The following is a 14315-nucleotide window of genomic DNA, read 5'->3' on the forward strand; positions in this document are numbered from 1 at the left end:
TATATGGCTATAAGAATAGTTGGTGTCGATTTGCCTCAAAACAAGAGAGGTGAAGTTGCGTTGACCTATGTATATGGTATAGGTCGTAGTAGTTCAGCAAAAATTTTGGATAAAGCAGGTGTTGACAGAGACCTGAAAGTAAAAGACTGGACGGATGATCAGGCTGCCAAGATTCGTGAGATCATTGGTGCAGAGTATAAGGTTGAAGGTGATCTTCGTTCTGAAGTTCAATTGAACATTAAGCGTTTAATGGATATCGGTTGTTATCGTGGCGTTCGTCATCGTATTGGTCTTCCTGTAAGAGGTCAGAGCACGAAGAACAATGCCCGTACTCGCAAGGGTAGAAAGAAAACCGTTGCTAATAAGAAAAAAGCTACTAAATAATAATTGTTGATATGGCAAAAAAAACAGTTGCAGCAAAAAAGAGAAATGTGAAGGTTGATGCTAATGGACAGTTGCATGTTCATTCATCTTTTAACAACATTATTGTTTCTCTGGCAAATAGCGAAGGTCAGATTATTTCTTGGTCTTCTGCCGGAAAGATGGGTTTTAGAGGTTCAAAGAAGAACACTCCCTACGCAGCACAGATGGCTGCTCAAGATTGTGCTAAGATAGCATACGATCTTGGCTTGAGAAAGGTAAAAGCATATGTGAAGGGTCCGGGTAACGGACGTGAGTCTGCTATCAGAACTATCCATGGTGCAGGTATTGAAGTTACTGAAATCATTGATGTGACTCCGCTTCCGCATAACGGTTGTCGTCCTCCGAAAAGACGTAGAGTTTAAAATTTACCTTTAATAGAAGTGAGACTTGATTTTGTTATTGGATTGTAAACTTTCTCTCTGCAATCGCGGCTGCAACAAATTGAGTTCATGAATAAACAATTAAATATTTAAAAGAAATGGCTAGATATACTGGACCAAAATCAAGAATAGCCCGTAAATTCGGTGAAGGTATCTTTGGAGCAGATAAAGTATTGTCAAAGAAGAACTATCCTCCCGGACAGCACGGTAATTCCAGAAAGAGAAAGACTTCTGAATACGGTGTTCAACTTCGTGAGAAACAGAAAGCCAAATATACTTATGGCGTTTTGGAAAAACAATTCCGCAATTTGTTCGAAAAAGCAGCTACTGCTAAAGGTATTACCGGTGAGGTGCTTCTTCAATTGTTAGAGGGCCGTTTGGACAACATTGTTTTCCGTTTGGGTATTGCTCCTACTCGTGCAGCTGCTCGTCAGTTGGTGAGCCACAAGCACATTACTGTAGATGGTGAAGTTGTGAATATTCCTTCTTATGCAGTAAAACCGGGTCAGGTGATTGGTGTTCGTGAAAGATCCAAATCATTGGAAGTTATCGCTAACTCATTGGCTGGCTTTAACCATAGCAAATATCCTTGGTTGGAATGGGATGATAACTCTAAGGTTGGCAAATTGCTGCATGTACCTGAGAGAGCAGACATTCCTGAAAACATTAAAGAGCATTTGATCGTAGAATTGTATTCTAAATAATAATTAATTTCATGGCGATATTAGCATTTCAAAAACCTGATAAAGTATTAATGTTGGAAGCGGACTCTAGATTCGGAAAATTCGAATTTCGTCCGTTGGAACCCGGTTTCGGTATTACCGTGGGTAATGCACTGCGCCGCATCCTGCTTTCTTCATTGGAAGGTTTTGCTATCACTACTATCAAGATAGACGGTGTTGAGCATGAATTTTCCAGTGTTCCGGGAGCAAAAGAGGATGTTACTAACATTATCTTGAATCTGAAACAGGTGAGATTCAAGCAAGTAGTTGAAGAATTCGAGAGTGAGAAAGTAAGTATTACAGTCGAGAATTCAAGTGAATTTAAAGCAGGTGACATAGGTAAGTATTTGACTGGATTTGAAGTGTTAAATCCTGAATTAGTTATTTGTCATTTAGATTCAAAGTCGACTATGCAGATAGATATTACGATTAACAAAGGTCGTGGTTATGTTCCTGCTGATGAAAACCGCGAATATTGCACTGATGTGAACGTAATTCCTATCGATTCTATTTATACTCCGATACGTAATGTGAAGTATCAGGTAGAGAACTTCCGTGTAGAGCAGAAGACCGACTACGAGAAACTGGTACTTGAAATTACTACCGACGGTTCCATCCATCCGAAGGAAGCTCTGAAAGAAGCTGCGAAAATTCTGATTTATCACTTCATGCTCTTCTCTGATGAGAAGATTACGCTGGAAACAAATGATGTTGACGGTAACGAAGAATTTGATGAAGAAGTATTGCACATGCGTCAGTTGCTGAAGACCAAGCTTGTTGATATGGATCTCTCTGTACGTGCCCTCAACTGTTTGAAGGCTGCGGATGTAGAGACTCTCGGTGACTTGGTGCAATTCAACAAGACGGATTTGCTGAAGTTCAGAAACTTCGGAAAGAAATCGCTTACCGAGCTTGATGATTTGCTGGAAAGTCTGAATCTGTCGTTTGGAACTGATATTTCTAAATATAAATTAGATAAAGAATAAAAGATGAGACATAATAAGAAATTCAACCATTTGGGTCGTACTGCCTCTCATAGAAACGCTATGTTGGCTAATATGGCGTGTTCTTTGATTAAGCACAAAAGAATCACTACGACCGTTGCAAAGGCTAAGGCTTTGAAGAAGTTTGTTGAGCCTTTGATTACAAAGGCTAAAGATGATACGACTAATTCTCGTCGTGTTGTATTTAGCAATTTGCAAGACAAGTATGCTGTAACTGAACTGTTTAAAGAAATCTCTGTGAAGATTGCTGATCGTCCGGGTGGTTACACTCGTATTATCAAGACTGGTAACCGTTTGGGTGACAATGCTGAAATGTGCTTCATTGAACTCGTTGACTATAACGAAAACATGGCTAAGGAAAAGGTTGCCAAGAAAGCTACCCGTACTCGCCGTTCAAAGAAGTCTGCCGCTGCTGAAGCTGCTCCTGCTGCCGAAACTGCTGCACCGGTTGCCGAGGCTCCTGCTACTGAGGAAGCTAAAGCTGAATAATTCAACTATTCTTTTTAATATATGGAAGCCGTCCCAATTTGTTTGGGGCGGCTTTTTTTAGTGATAGTCAGAAGTTGTTTTCCGGGGGCATAACGCATTTTGGTAAGCATCAACGTACGCATCAACCGAAGTACATATTTTGAAGGTTATAGGTGTGATGCAATTTTGCAGCCTAATATTGCAACAACTATAACCTTTTTATTTATGACAAAATAGTAGTGGTGCGATAAAAATCTAACCATAATTATTAAACAATTAGTATTTAGAGCCTGCTTAAATTTTGCCCGACACTGTTTTGCGATTTGTTTTCGAGGATATTTTTCAGTTTTTGTGAGGAACATAACGGGCTATGTGCCGAATAGACACAGGAAAACAGGACGAAAATAAACTCAAAAGAAGCTGAATAAAGAATTTTCTAAGCAAAATCTGAACAGGCTCTTAATTAAATACAAGGGTATATTGATTTTTTGATTTGAATTTGATTTACTTATGACCAAGCAGGACTCGGCAATCAATTCAAATCAAGATGTCAAGATGCTCTCTTTATTTGATGATTTTAAGGAGTGTGTCAAAACCCTCTTTTTAACAAGATCACCCTTGCTGCAGATATCTGTGACAGGGGTGATTTTCATATTTTTGGTGTTTTTACACATCCCCAGTAATGACAAAACAAGAGTTTTTAGAGATTCAATCCGAAGTATTATCTGGTGGGAAACCGTTAAAGTTTATTTTAGCAGAGTTTGGAGTTCCTTATTCAACTTATAACTACTGGCGCAATAAATTTACATCCAAGGATGAGAATTTGCCCATAGCACCTATGTCTATAAAGGAACCGGAAGTTACTGAAAGTTATTCAACTTTTGAGAATGTAGATGTAACCGGTGTCGTGTTGTTTTTTTCTAATGGATTCCGAGTTCATTTCGGTCGTGGAGGTGACCATGTTTTAATGGAACTGCTAAATAAGAGAGCAAGCATGTCCGTCCGAATGATACAGTGCGTTATCATCTGTGTCCCGGATGCACACATATGCGCAGGAGCTTATTGCTCCCATACCTTTGTTGCCTATTATACAAGGATGTTCCCGGAGCAAGTCTTCCGGCTGAAATTCTCTTGCAGAAATATGAATACCACATGCCGTTCTACTGCCGGATCAAAGAGTTGGCACATTTGGGTATGGCCGGGCTGAAGGAAGCAACCATTACCGGCTGGTTCAATCGTTCGGTGGAACTGTTGCGGCCTCTGTATAATGCCTTGGTAAAGGAAATGCTGAAAAGTGACTACTGTCAGGCTGATGAGACGACCACCAATGTAATCAATCCTGAAAAGCATGCTACAGACCGTGAATATGTCTGGATGATACGTGCCGTTACGGAGAAACTTGCAGCCTTCTTCTATGAGGAGGGCTCCAGATTCGGAAAAATTATAAAGAATCTCACAGACAGGCACAATTGCAACGGATATCTACAGTGTGACGGTTTTGCCGGTAATACTTCTGCCTACAAGCCTCATATCCTTCACCTTAGGTGGTAATAGGTTGTATGCTAGTTGTTTATGGTGAAACTTGATTTGAAGGATGACGGCATTTAAGAGCGTGCTGCATTGAACAAAATCGGAGAAAGAACTGTTTTAATTTGCATATGGATATGACCGGATTTTTAAGACTCATAGGATTCATGGTGTTTGCATTGGCTGTATGGCAAATAGCGGACGATGTATTTGCTGGCGAGGCAGCAAATAGAGGGAATGTTGTAGATGCGAAGGTGATTCTGGTACATGAAGAGACGGATTCTTGTGTTTCGGTGCCTCCATTGCCTTATTTACCGGATGCAGAGCTGGCGGGTATCGGTGGGCAGGTACGTTTGCTGGCATATTCTCGTATAAAGCGTTTTTTTCCTGCAGAATATATCTTTTCCTTAAAAGATAGGATGGGCGGATTGGTTCGAAGAGAGCTTGCTTTGTCCCGATGCCGTGAGAGGCTTTATGAAACTGCTGTCTATTATCGTTGCCAGCCGGTGTGCGAATATTACATTTTCACACTGAGGCGTATTCTCATTTAGTATTTTATCGAATCTCTCTTTTTCCCTTGTGTATGGTCAGACTATGTGTTTTTGCAGGGGGATACTGTATTTTCATTTCTGATAAATTCATTAAAGCATATTATAATTATGGCAACTCAAACTATTGACGCAACTCTTTTTGCGTCTTCACATCCCGATATTGTAAAGCGTACCAGTGTTTCAGGACTTGTCTTTTCAGTAGCTATGCTGCTGGTCGGTATTTTTATCTTTGCATCTATTTTTAAGATGAGTGACAGATCTTCCACCCTCAGTATGGCTTTGATGGTGCTGGCTACGGCATTCGTCTTGCTTGGCGTGTTCCGTCTGTTCTGGAAATCGAAGGAAGTGGTTTATTTGCCGACGGGCAGTGTGACTAAGGAACGCAGTGTTTTCTTTGATTTGAAATATTTGGGCAGACTCACGGATATGATTGAGAATGAACAGCTGAATGGCGAGACTGAAATACGAAGTAGCGGCAGCGGAAATGTGCGCATGAATGTGATGATTTCGCAGGACAATAAATTTGCGGCTGTACAGTTGTATCAATTTGTGCCTTACGCGTATACTCCGGTAACTTCCGTACGCTACTTTACGGGTAGCGATGCGGTTGCGGTGTCTACTTTCCTGGAGAAGTGTAAAACTGCATAATCAGTCAAAGAGTTGGACTTGACTTCAACTGCAGCGGGGATTAGTCGGCAACGGCAATCCCCATTTTTTTCATCAAGAAGCAGGCGTTCATGTTTTGGGCGACGCCCGGGCGCAAGCGGTAGGAGAAGGTCAGTTCATTGTCTGTAATGTCTGCTTCGAAGCGATAGTTGCGGATGTCATCGGGGAAGAGGTCGATGAGCGTTCCCAGCAGCAGGTCGTGGGTGGCAATGATACCATTGGCCTGCAAAGTCATGAACTGCTTGATAAGGGCAAAGGAGCCTTTCTGCTTGTCCATGGAGTTGGTGCCTTTCAGAATTTCGTCGAGGATAATGAAAAGCTCCTCGCCGGCCTGCAGCTTGTCTATGATGAGTTTCAGACGTTTGAGTTCGGCAAAGAAGTAGGACTCGTTGTCGTTCAGCGAATCCGAGGTGCGCAGGCTGGTGACGAGCCGGGCCGGGCATATTTCCATTTGGCGGGCACAGACGGGAGCGCCGATGCAGCCGAGGAGGTAGTTGATGCCTACGGTGCGCAGATAGGTGCTTTTTCCTGCCATGTTGGCGCCGGTGATGATGATGAAGAACGGCCGTTTCGCCATATTGATGTCATTGTGTACACAGCGGTCGCGGTTCATCAGCGGGTGTCCCAGGGCTTCGGCGCGTAGACGGAAGGGGGAGGGAAGAGGGTTGCTTTGGCATGTGGCAGAGTCGGCTTTTGCATTGACTTTTGTGCCGGCCTGGGTCTCTACATCGCCTTCTACTCCTGCATTGGCTTCTGTTTGCAGGATGGAGGGATAAATATAGTCCGGATGATTATAGGCAAATGTCGCCAGCGAGTTGAGCGCATCCATTTGTCCGATGGCATCGAGCCATCCGGGCAGTTCAGCGGCATACTGCTCTTTCCAGGCTTCAATGCGCATGATTTGACGCAGTTCCCAGAAGAAGAGGCCGTTCAGAATGACGTACATGAAGACATTGTTGCGTTGGTCGAGTTCATCCATGAGCTTGTTCAGCCTGCTGATGGAGTGGGAGGCTTTCCGTTTTTCTCCGCCAATCTGTTGTTTTATCTCTTTGAGCAGGGCGGCTTGCGCAGGCTGTTTTTCCATGAGGTGGAGCAGGGCGGCGTAGGTGGAGAGGATTTGCAGTTTTTTGCCATAGAGGGCCTGCATCTTGGTGACTTTGCCGGTGAAGCCGAAGCCGGCGATGACGAAGCAAGTCCAGATGATGCCGCAGATACTTGCGGGCAGCATTCCTGTCATGGCAAGTGCGAGGCAAATGAGGTTGGTTCCCGCCACCAGTACCGGCAGGAGGCGCAGCAGTTTCCGGCTCCGGAAGATGCACGGACTTTCCGCCCAGTGGCACAGTTCCGTTTCATCGGCGGCTTTTCCTTTGTACAGCAGGCCGAGGATGCGGAAGCGCTGGCGGAATTTCAGTTCCGGAGCCAGTTCGCCGACGGCTTCCTGGCGTCGGATGATTTCTTCCTTTCTCTCGAGATGTTTCCCCAACCAGAGGGCGAGGCGGTGTTTCCCGGGCTGCGTGCAGGTGCGGTTGATGTACTGGAAAAGGGAATGCGGGCCGAAAACATCCAAGTCATAGGTGTAGAGATGGGCGGGGTCGACGTATGCTTCGCCGTCATCGAAGGAAGACGTGTCGTAATCCAGCGCGGCGAGTTCCTGCTCGTTGATTTCCATCTTCTTTTCCAGATAGTCCTTGCGATGGAACAGCCGGTTGTGGTATTTCATTAAAGACAGGAACGGCAACAGGGTGACGAGGGCGATGCCTGCCAGTATGCCCCAGCTCTCGCTCCGGAAGTAGATGATTCCTGCTGCCCCTGCCACGAACAGCAGCAGGCGCAGGGTGCCGATGCGGTAAATCTTCTGTTGCACTTTATTCAGTTCTTGTCTGGCCTCTTCGGCCGTGTTGCGGTAGGCGGCGCTGATTTTGTCTATCGTATTCATTTACTCCATACATGTTAAGTTCAAGGCAAAGATATACATTCTAATTGTTTTTCTTCACGATTTTTTGTCTACTTCCGATAAAAAATGTACCTTTCGCTCGCTAAAACAAAGTTTCAGAAAAGAGGAGGTTGGGATATGAAGAAGAGTTGGTTGTCAGGCGTTCTGATGTTGCTGGCGGTTTTGCCGGCGGCGGCGCAACAAGTAATGTATTCCAATCTGAAGGAGTTGGCGGAGAACCGTGGCGATACGGTTACCACACTGAAGATTGAGAAGCGTACAAAGAACCGGATTTACCTCATGGGCGGTGCCGATTATCGTATTACGGCAGACGGCAATCCCGGTCTGTGCCACTACCTGAAGTCCCGTTGTTATGCCGTACGGGTAGATACCTCGCTTTATGTCAACTGCCGTAAGATGCGCTATAAGCACTATCGCTTCGGGCAGTGGTATGCACCTGCCATGTGGCTCGGCGGAAAGGTTTACTTCTGTGCACAGCCCGTGGGACAAGCGGCCGCCAGCACCATGGCTCCCGATGATGCCACCCGATTGGGGGGTGAAGTGGGCGATGCCATCAATGCTTCGGGACTGGTGCATGCCCGCGTCTATTACGAACTGAATCCGGAAACCGGAAAGTCCGAGTTCGTGGGGCGGAGACAGATGATGCGACTGCTTGACGGATACCCGGCACTGCGCGCCGAATTCGAGAAAGAAACAAGCGAGTCGGCAGAGGTCATCGGCAAATACCTGCGTGCACTTCGCCCGTTAATCACTACCATTAATCACTAATCATTAATAAGATGATATTATTGCAAGATGTGCCCGATGGGTACGAATACTGCTTTGCGGGTAACGGAAAGTGCCCCAAAGCCTCTTCCTGCCTGCGGGCGATAGCGGCACAGCTGTTATCCGAGAGTGAAGATCCCCAACCACAGTCCGTTCGTGCGGTGAATCCTTTCTACGTGGGCAGTTTGTCCGGTTCCTCCACTTGTGCCCGTTACCGCTCCAACGAGCAGCTGCACTACGCCCGCGGCATGACGCGTATTTTCGACGAAGTGCCCGCCAAGCTGCTTTCCACCGTGCGCCATCGCGTGATGGGATGCTTCTCTTGCGAACGCTATTACTATCATTGCCGCAAGGGCGAACGCCCTATCTCTCCCGAAGAACAGCAACGGATAGCCCGGGTATTCAAGGCAGTAGGCATAAGCACCAAGCCTAAGTTCGACCGATACGAGTATGCGGTGGCTTGGTGACCGGCTGCAAAGTCACTGCACACCTTTTGCAGCGTCACTGCAAACCCGTTGCAGTCGCGCTGCAAAGCAGTTGCAGTATCACTGCAAATAGGTGTGCAGCGACGCTGCAAAAGGCTTGCAGTAGCACTGCAAAAAGCATGCACTTGCTTTGCAGTGAGAAATCACTGTCTATCATGTGGTTACGGATGAATGCAATGAGCCCTTCTCTCTCCCCTCTGCAGATTGCAGAAGAAAGATGCGGATGCCGATACGCTCATATCAATCCGTTTCCGGCACCAGTGACGAGGGCTGGTCGGGGGGGCTGTCGTCTGTTCTCGCCCATCAGTCGGGGATATTCATAAAATAAACAGGAGAGGCTGAATCTTTGCAGAAACAGCCTCCTGATGTAACAAAGTTAAACACTGTTTGTGTACCTCCGGTTAAAAGTCAAGAGAGAATTGTTCTTATTATGGTACACACATGGACAGTTCCGGACATTTCAATCAATGGCCGGATACTGCCTGTCATTATTTCTGTCATTGTGGAGTTTCACGCCAGATGCTTGGATTATAGAGCTTGAGCAAAGAACCGACCGATGTGGCGCTTGACGGAGCTCCGCTGAAAACGCGGAAAGACATGAAATCAATCGGACGGCTCCACGTTCCTGTATCCTGCATGTCGAAGAACGTAATACCTGATTCTGCGTCATAATCAAGGGGGAACAGCATGTATACCGTTGTCGACCATGTGTAATAGCCGCTTCCTTCTACAATGTTGTATACATCGTTTCCTTCGAATTCACCCATCTTGCTTGCGTTGTACATCACGAATCTTATCTTTTCCGGTTCAAACGTAACCGGTATTGTCCAGCCATAATCCGGAAGTGCCAGTTCGGTTTCGGAAAGGACGGCATTCATAGCCTGGAATTTCCCGTCCTGTGTGCGGAATGTCAGGTAGCATGGGCCTGCAATATCCTTGTCAAAGTCATACTGTGTCACTTTCAGTGAGCCGGAGAAAGTCTCTGATGAATATTTGAGAATTCCTATGCGGGCATGTCCGGTTGTATTTTCTTTAAAGTTTATTTTCAGATGTTCTCCGTTGGAAGTTACGTTGAACCAGTCTTCGTTCGGTTCAAAAGTCAGGGGTACGTTGGCCGACATCTCATAGGTCAGCGAATGTGCCTCGTCAGAGTTGGTTGCGATTTCGCTGCCCGCACTCAACTGAAAGACCAGTCCGTTTTGTTGTACCATCACATGTACGGAATCTGGGCCGCAACGCAATATCAGTTGCGCGGTACGTCCTTCCAGGTTGCCGTTTTCGGTTACGGATACATTCACGGTGTTTCCGTTTATGGTGGCTGTGCACCAATTGCAATCGGTCTCGACGGTGACTGCTTCGGAGGCATTGAATACCACTGTACCGGTTCCGGCGGCAGCCTGGAACAATACGTCCGACTTTATAACCTGTATCAAGCTTTGGCCTTCCATTCCCCAATCTTTATCTTCGGAGCAGGCCGTGAAGCCTGCTACCACGAGGGCTGCCAATAAATAATATATGTGTCTTTTCATAATCAGTTGATTTTAGTCATTGTTGTTACGTGTGGCATGCGGCAGGATTTAGTACCTGCAATGTACCATGAAGAGTTGGTGAATGCTCCTGCGCTGCTGCCTCCGGACAATTGCCACATGATGTACGAATTCACTGTGTATCCGGCCCATGTTCCATAATCTTTCCAAGTGTACACGGGAGATTGTTCATTCTCGTTCCATTCGGTGCGCATGCCTATTGCCGTATTCCATGTCAACTGGCCGGGACCTGCATCCCAGGCGCATAGCCATATTTCATTTTTGCCGTTATTGCCAATCTTTTGCGATTGCCATGTCAAAGTTCCAGATGAACGCTGGTAGTTTAAGGTCACTGTAAATTTGTCATTCAGTCCACTCATTATGTAAGAAGCGCCGTCTTCGGCAGGAGTCAAAGTAACGTTGACTTGTTCTTTGCCGTTGAATGAGAGCGTATAATTCCCGGCATAATCTGCATAGCCACGCCATCCTTTTGGGAAGACAGCGTTGAATACTACGCCGGTTCCGCTATTGTCGGTCAGCGAGTTCGTTTCCGGATCTATGATAAACTCCTCGAAAGTCACTCCCGCCACTTCTGTAGGATGATACAAACGCAACCCTTGATCGGTTATTACGTAAGCCGCCTTTACCGGCTCGCTGCCTGCCGGTGCGAAAGAAATCTGCCGGGAATCGACATCGATGGTACCGGCAACTTGTGTCCCTCCCACAGTTCCACTGAATCCGCTCAGAATCATGCTTTCGATAAGTTGTCTCATTTTGTCGAGGTAGGATTGCGATTTTTCCGTCATTTTGCGCATATACATGACATTGTTGGTCTTCTTTCCTCGCAAAGTCACCAAGTCGGGGGTGATTTTCAAGATTACAAACTCAAATTCCCCTTGAAAAGCCTGATAGGCATTGGAATTGGGAGTGGAAAGATAATGCAGTAACAGATTGTAAGTGTCGAAACTTAGCACCGGCCCGTCATCGTCCGTCATTTTGTAGAGGCTTTCTACTTCCAGACTGCTGTCATCGACCAATTCTGTGCTGGCATACACTTTCTCCTCGTCAAAGCGTACAACGAATGCATATCCGCCATAGCTTTGGCTCGGATGCGGATACATCTCTAGCAGCCAACCGTTTTCGGCACTCGTCAGCACCTTTTTTGCTTCTGAAATATATTGCTGCAAGCGTTCGGACGGATTCTTGTCGAACACTTCTTCGTCATCTTTCAAGCAAGACTGGAATGTCAGTGCGCAAAGCAGCATTCCCCATAGTGCCACATATAATTTATTTGTTTTCATGCTTCTTGCCTCCATTATTTAAGGGTTAAATCGTTCAAATCAATTCTCCCGGCTTCCAAATCTGCTGAGCGCCGTTGTATGCTGCTGCGCAATCTGTCCAAATCTATATTCCAGCTGTCGGCCATGTATTGCTTCACCAGAGTCAGTTTGGAGTTTATCAGAGAAGCGCCTTCCTCTCCTGCCTCGTCCATCCACGCTTGCCACTGCGATGCCGGATAACAAACGTATAAGGAAAGCATCTCCGCAAAGTCTTCGCCATGCTCCATCTGGGCGTAAGAGCTGATGAATCCACGTTTCAGATATCCCGCATTATAAGGAGATTCGCTCCATTTGTCTGCCACGTAGCTATTGCCGGTAATGAACTGGTAGGCTGTAGGCATCTCCTTGGTCTGGTTCATGATATGCGTAAACTCATGGTGAATGGTTTTCAGATAATAATGGTTCAGCGAGGCAATGCTGTTTTTATATTGGTTCAAATAGTTGACTCCGGCCAACAGGACTTTTTTTCCTCCTTCGGCCGTACCAAGGATAAAGGTTCCGTTGTTTTTGTACTCCCACTCACCGATTAAGAAAAACTCCTTCGGGAAGTATGCGCGCGTAAAGTTGATTCCGGCCACTTCGTCGTATGCTTCTACACAGATGTACTTTACGATATGCGCCAGTTGCACGGCTTGCTCATACTCTGCCGGTACGGTGTAGTAGTTGAGGTCGGACTCCATCTCTTCATAGCGGTATTTGAAAGCTATATTGTAAGGATTCACATAGTTTGCCACGAGCCAGCGGTCGAAGTCGTTTTCCACCTTCTCGCCTGTAGTAATGACACTTGCAGGATTTAAGTCGTCTTCCGAGCAAGAAGTGAAAGCCCCTGCAAGCATGCATATCAACAATGCGTATAATGTATAATGTTTTTTCATGGTTTCTGTCTGTTTTGAATATTCATTTACTCAGGTTCTAGTTTCTCGGATTAGGCTCATAACCTGCATCGCGTACCTTTTGTGGAATCTGCATGGCACGACGCGGGTCATCCACAGTCAGTATGTCTGTCTGCTTCTCCGGTTTTCCGGCGGCATTCATCATACGACGGCAAATCTCTATGCCATATCGCTTTACGTCAAACCAGCGCAAACCAAGTTGTAGCGTCTCGATGCGTTTGAATCCCAGCACGCATTGCAACATACACTCTTGTGTGCTTCCTTCGGCATCGATGCTGAAAGCCGGATGCAAGTGCTTTTTCTGTGTGGACTCCAGCGGTTCGGCATACTCAATGCTATTGTAAAATGATGTCACTAATTCGGGAGTCACCTTTACATTCGTATCCATAATGTTGTGCATCCACAAATCTAAGTCTTCCGCAGCTTCGTTATACCGTTTCAGCATCACCTTGGCTTCTGCTCTGTTCAATAAGCATTCATCCGTTGTCAGGGTGGGGAATACACAGCGGGTGTAGCCCACTCCTGCCACGGCATCCGTGTATTCGAAAAGGTAGGGAAGTCTCCAGAAAATCACATACGAGGAGTTGGTGGCATTGTAGGATTTCAGTCCCGAATAATATTTTGCCGAACTTCCCCAGATGTTGGGCGCTCCGGCATCTTCGGTCGATGCCAGATAAGGACTGTGGGCGAAACGTTTCCAAGTGGAATAGTTGCCCATGACGATTCCCATTCTGGAGTAGCCGGTGGTCAGCAGTAGATTGCAATTCAATGTAGCGTCAATGTAATGTTGCGCCACGGCTTGTATTTGCTGAGTCATGGTTCCCATGTAAGCATAGTCGCGCAACATGCTTTTCGGTGAGCTTCCCAACACTTTGTCGGCATATTCTATCGCCTTTTCCCATTTTTCATAGTAGAGGTAGAATCGGCACGCAAAAGCGTAGGCGGCTGTAGGATTGAAATGGTATTTGGGAACAGACATGTAAGAGTCTCCCACATAGGGCAATGCCTCTTCCAAATCTTGTTCCACCATCTTGTATACTTCCGCCACCGAGTTGCGTTCATAATTCACAAGTACCGTCGTCTCCGGTTTGGTCATATAGGTGATTCCGAGGTCTTTGTCGGCGGTAGCGCTGTTGTAGTGGAGCGAGAACGTATTTACCAGCATGAAATGGTTGTAAGCACGGCATATCAACGCTTCCGCTTTGGCTTGTTTAAGTTTCTCAGTAGTGGCACCGCCCATTTCTTCAATAGCTTGTAACGCATGGTTGGCTGCGGATATTGCTTCGTAAGAGGATTGCCAGAAACGTTCGGGCGATTCGTTGTCGCTTTCGGTCACGTCTTGCCAAGAATATACCTGCTCGATGAAACGTGTAGTGTTGGGATTGGCTTCTCCCATGTCATCTACGTTGTCGGACATAAATTCCGAAAGCAAGTAGTATCCGTTTTTCGGATAGGCAGATACGAGCAGGCTCGTAATCTTGTCTTCCGTATCAATCTGGGCCCGATTGTCCGGCATTGTGCTGAGGAAATCATCGCAGGCACCCAAAGTAACCAAGGTGATGCTACAAGCCAAAATTGTGATGTATCTATTGTATTTTTTCATAATTCCTA

Annotated in this window: 15 protein-coding genes; 10 read left to right on the plus strand and 5 right to left on the minus strand. The window is 46.1% G+C overall.

Annotation, left to right across the window (positions count from 1 at the left end):
- Window positions 1-3 precede the first annotated feature (3 nt).
- The 8 genes from rpsM (at window position 4) to E5355_RS10100 (ending at window position 5723) form a co-directional block, all read left to right on the plus strand.
- Complete coding sequence (gene rpsM, locus E5355_RS10065; RefSeq protein ID WP_004291218.1) at window positions 4-384, plus strand: 30S ribosomal protein S13; 381 nt, start codon at window positions 4-6, stop codon at window positions 382-384.
- 11 nt (window positions 385-395) lie between these two features.
- On the plus strand, window positions 396-785 hold the full coding sequence (rpsK, locus tag E5355_RS10070) for a 30S ribosomal protein S11 (protein ID WP_002558049.1): 390 nt from the start codon (window positions 396-398) through the stop codon (window positions 783-785).
- Window positions 786-901: 116 nt separating this feature from the next.
- The gene (gene rpsD, locus E5355_RS10075; RefSeq protein ID WP_136010252.1) at window positions 902-1507 is read left to right on the plus strand and encodes a 30S ribosomal protein S4; all 606 of its coding nucleotides are present in this window, start codon (window positions 902-904) and stop codon (window positions 1505-1507) included.
- A gap of 11 nt (window positions 1508-1518) precedes the next feature.
- Window positions 1519-2511 (plus strand): DNA-directed RNA polymerase subunit alpha, encoded by a 993-nt coding sequence (locus E5355_RS10080; RefSeq protein WP_005825683.1) that lies wholly within the window; start codon window positions 1519-1521, stop codon window positions 2509-2511.
- A gap of 3 nt (window positions 2512-2514) precedes the next feature.
- Window positions 2515-3018: a 50S ribosomal protein L17 gene (gene rplQ / locus E5355_RS10085; RefSeq protein WP_136010253.1), complete on the plus strand. Its 504-nt coding sequence runs from the start codon at window positions 2515-2517 to the stop codon at window positions 3016-3018.
- A gap of 1026 nt (window positions 3019-4044) precedes the next feature.
- A complete protein-coding gene (locus E5355_RS10090) occupies window positions 4045-4548 on the plus strand; it encodes an IS66 family transposase (RefSeq protein WP_136010254.1) in 504 nt (167 codons plus the stop codon).
- A 113-nt stretch (window positions 4549-4661) separates the two neighbouring features.
- Entirely contained in the window at window positions 4662-5075 is a 414-nt protein-coding gene (locus E5355_RS10095) for a hypothetical protein (RefSeq protein WP_136010255.1), read from the plus strand.
- 108 nt (window positions 5076-5183) lie between these two features.
- Complete coding sequence (locus E5355_RS10100; protein ID WP_136010256.1) at window positions 5184-5723, plus strand: hypothetical protein; 540 nt, start codon at window positions 5184-5186, stop codon at window positions 5721-5723.
- 40 nt (window positions 5724-5763) lie between these two features.
- Here E5355_RS10100 and E5355_RS10105 read toward each other — a convergent pair whose 3' ends face one another.
- Window positions 5764-7677, minus strand: coding sequence for a MutS family DNA mismatch repair protein (locus E5355_RS10105; RefSeq protein WP_136010257.1), 1914 nt, complete (start codon window positions 7675-7677; stop codon window positions 5764-5766).
- A 135-nt stretch (window positions 7678-7812) separates the two neighbouring features.
- On the opposite strand from E5355_RS10105, the gene E5355_RS10110 reads away from it, so the two are divergent.
- Both E5355_RS10110 and E5355_RS10115 read left to right on the plus strand, forming a co-directional pair.
- A complete protein-coding gene (locus E5355_RS10110; RefSeq protein ID WP_328515063.1) occupies window positions 7813-8463 on the plus strand; it encodes a DUF6563 family protein in 651 nt (216 codons plus the stop codon).
- An 11-nt stretch (window positions 8464-8474) separates the two neighbouring features.
- The gene (locus tag E5355_RS10115; RefSeq protein ID WP_136010259.1) at window positions 8475-8927 is read left to right on the plus strand and encodes a DUF6078 family protein; all 453 of its coding nucleotides are present in this window, start codon (window positions 8475-8477) and stop codon (window positions 8925-8927) included.
- Window positions 8928-9442: 515 nt separating this feature from the next.
- Here the strand turns inward: E5355_RS10115 and E5355_RS10120 are convergent.
- Genes E5355_RS10120 through E5355_RS10135 form a run of 4 tightly spaced genes read right to left on the minus strand, consistent with a single transcriptional unit; the run spans window position 9443 to window position 14307 of the window.
- Window positions 9443-10474 carry a BACON domain-containing protein gene (locus E5355_RS10120; RefSeq protein ID WP_136010260.1) on the minus strand — a complete coding sequence of 344 codons (1032 nt, stop codon included), beginning with the start codon at window positions 10472-10474 and terminating at the stop codon, window positions 9443-9445.
- Window positions 10475-10476: 2 nt separating this feature from the next.
- Window positions 10477-11772 carry a DUF4302 domain-containing protein gene (locus tag E5355_RS10125; protein ID WP_168354318.1) on the minus strand — a complete coding sequence of 432 codons (1296 nt, stop codon included), beginning with the start codon at window positions 11770-11772 and terminating at the stop codon, window positions 10477-10479.
- 14 nt (window positions 11773-11786) lie between these two features.
- The gene (locus E5355_RS10130) at window positions 11787-12686 is read right to left on the minus strand and encodes a zinc-binding metallopeptidase (RefSeq protein WP_136010262.1); all 900 of its coding nucleotides are present in this window, start codon (window positions 12684-12686) and stop codon (window positions 11787-11789) included.
- A 37-nt stretch (window positions 12687-12723) separates the two neighbouring features.
- A complete protein-coding gene (locus tag E5355_RS10135) occupies window positions 12724-14307 on the minus strand; it encodes a RagB/SusD family nutrient uptake outer membrane protein (RefSeq protein ID WP_136010263.1) in 1584 nt (527 codons plus the stop codon).
- Window positions 14308-14315: the final 8 nt, after the last annotated feature.

Origin of the sequence: Bacteroides muris (ex Afrizal et al. 2022) (assembly GCF_004793475.1) — a bacterium.
Lineage (GTDB): Bacteria > Bacteroidota > Bacteroidia > Bacteroidales > Bacteroidaceae > Bacteroides > Bacteroides muris.

Bases quoted from the DNA above. Each gene is read 5' to 3' on its own strand.
- rpsM (WP_004291218.1), top strand. From the start codon at position 4: ATGGCTATAAGAATAGTTGGTGTCGATTTGCCTCAAAACAAGAGAGGT.
- rpsK (WP_002558049.1), top strand. From the start codon at position 396: ATGGCAAAAAAAACAGTTGCAGCAAAAAAGAGAAATGTGAAGGTTGAT.
- rpsD (WP_136010252.1), top strand. From the start codon at position 902: ATGGCTAGATATACTGGACCAAAATCAAGAATAGCCCGTAAATTCGGT.
- E5355_RS10080 (WP_005825683.1), top strand. From the start codon at position 1,519: ATGGCGATATTAGCATTTCAAAAACCTGATAAAGTATTAATGTTGGAA.
- rplQ (WP_136010253.1), top strand. From the start codon at position 2,515: ATGAGACATAATAAGAAATTCAACCATTTGGGTCGTACTGCCTCTCAT.
- E5355_RS10090 (WP_136010254.1), top strand. From the start codon at position 4,045: ATGCGCAGGAGCTTATTGCTCCCATACCTTTGTTGCCTATTATACAAG.
- E5355_RS10095 (WP_136010255.1), top strand. From the start codon at position 4,662: ATGACCGGATTTTTAAGACTCATAGGATTCATGGTGTTTGCATTGGCT.
- E5355_RS10100 (WP_136010256.1), top strand. From the start codon at position 5,184: ATGGCAACTCAAACTATTGACGCAACTCTTTTTGCGTCTTCACATCCC.
- E5355_RS10105 (WP_136010257.1), bottom strand. From the start codon at position 7,677: ATGAATACGATAGACAAAATCAGCGCCGCCTACCGCAACACGGCCGAA.
- E5355_RS10110 (WP_328515063.1), top strand. From the start codon at position 7,813: ATGAAGAAGAGTTGGTTGTCAGGCGTTCTGATGTTGCTGGCGGTTTTG.
- E5355_RS10115 (WP_136010259.1), top strand. From the start codon at position 8,475: ATGATATTATTGCAAGATGTGCCCGATGGGTACGAATACTGCTTTGCG.
- E5355_RS10120 (WP_136010260.1), bottom strand. From the start codon at position 10,474: ATGAAAAGACACATATATTATTTATTGGCAGCCCTCGTGGTAGCAGGC.
- E5355_RS10125 (WP_168354318.1), bottom strand. From the start codon at position 11,772: ATGAAAACAAATAAATTATATGTGGCACTATGGGGAATGCTGCTTTGC.
- E5355_RS10130 (WP_136010262.1), bottom strand. From the start codon at position 12,686: ATGAAAAAACATTATACATTATACGCATTGTTGATATGCATGCTTGCA.
- E5355_RS10135 (WP_136010263.1), bottom strand. From the start codon at position 14,307: ATGAAAAAATACAATAGATACATCACAATTTTGGCTTGTAGCATCACC.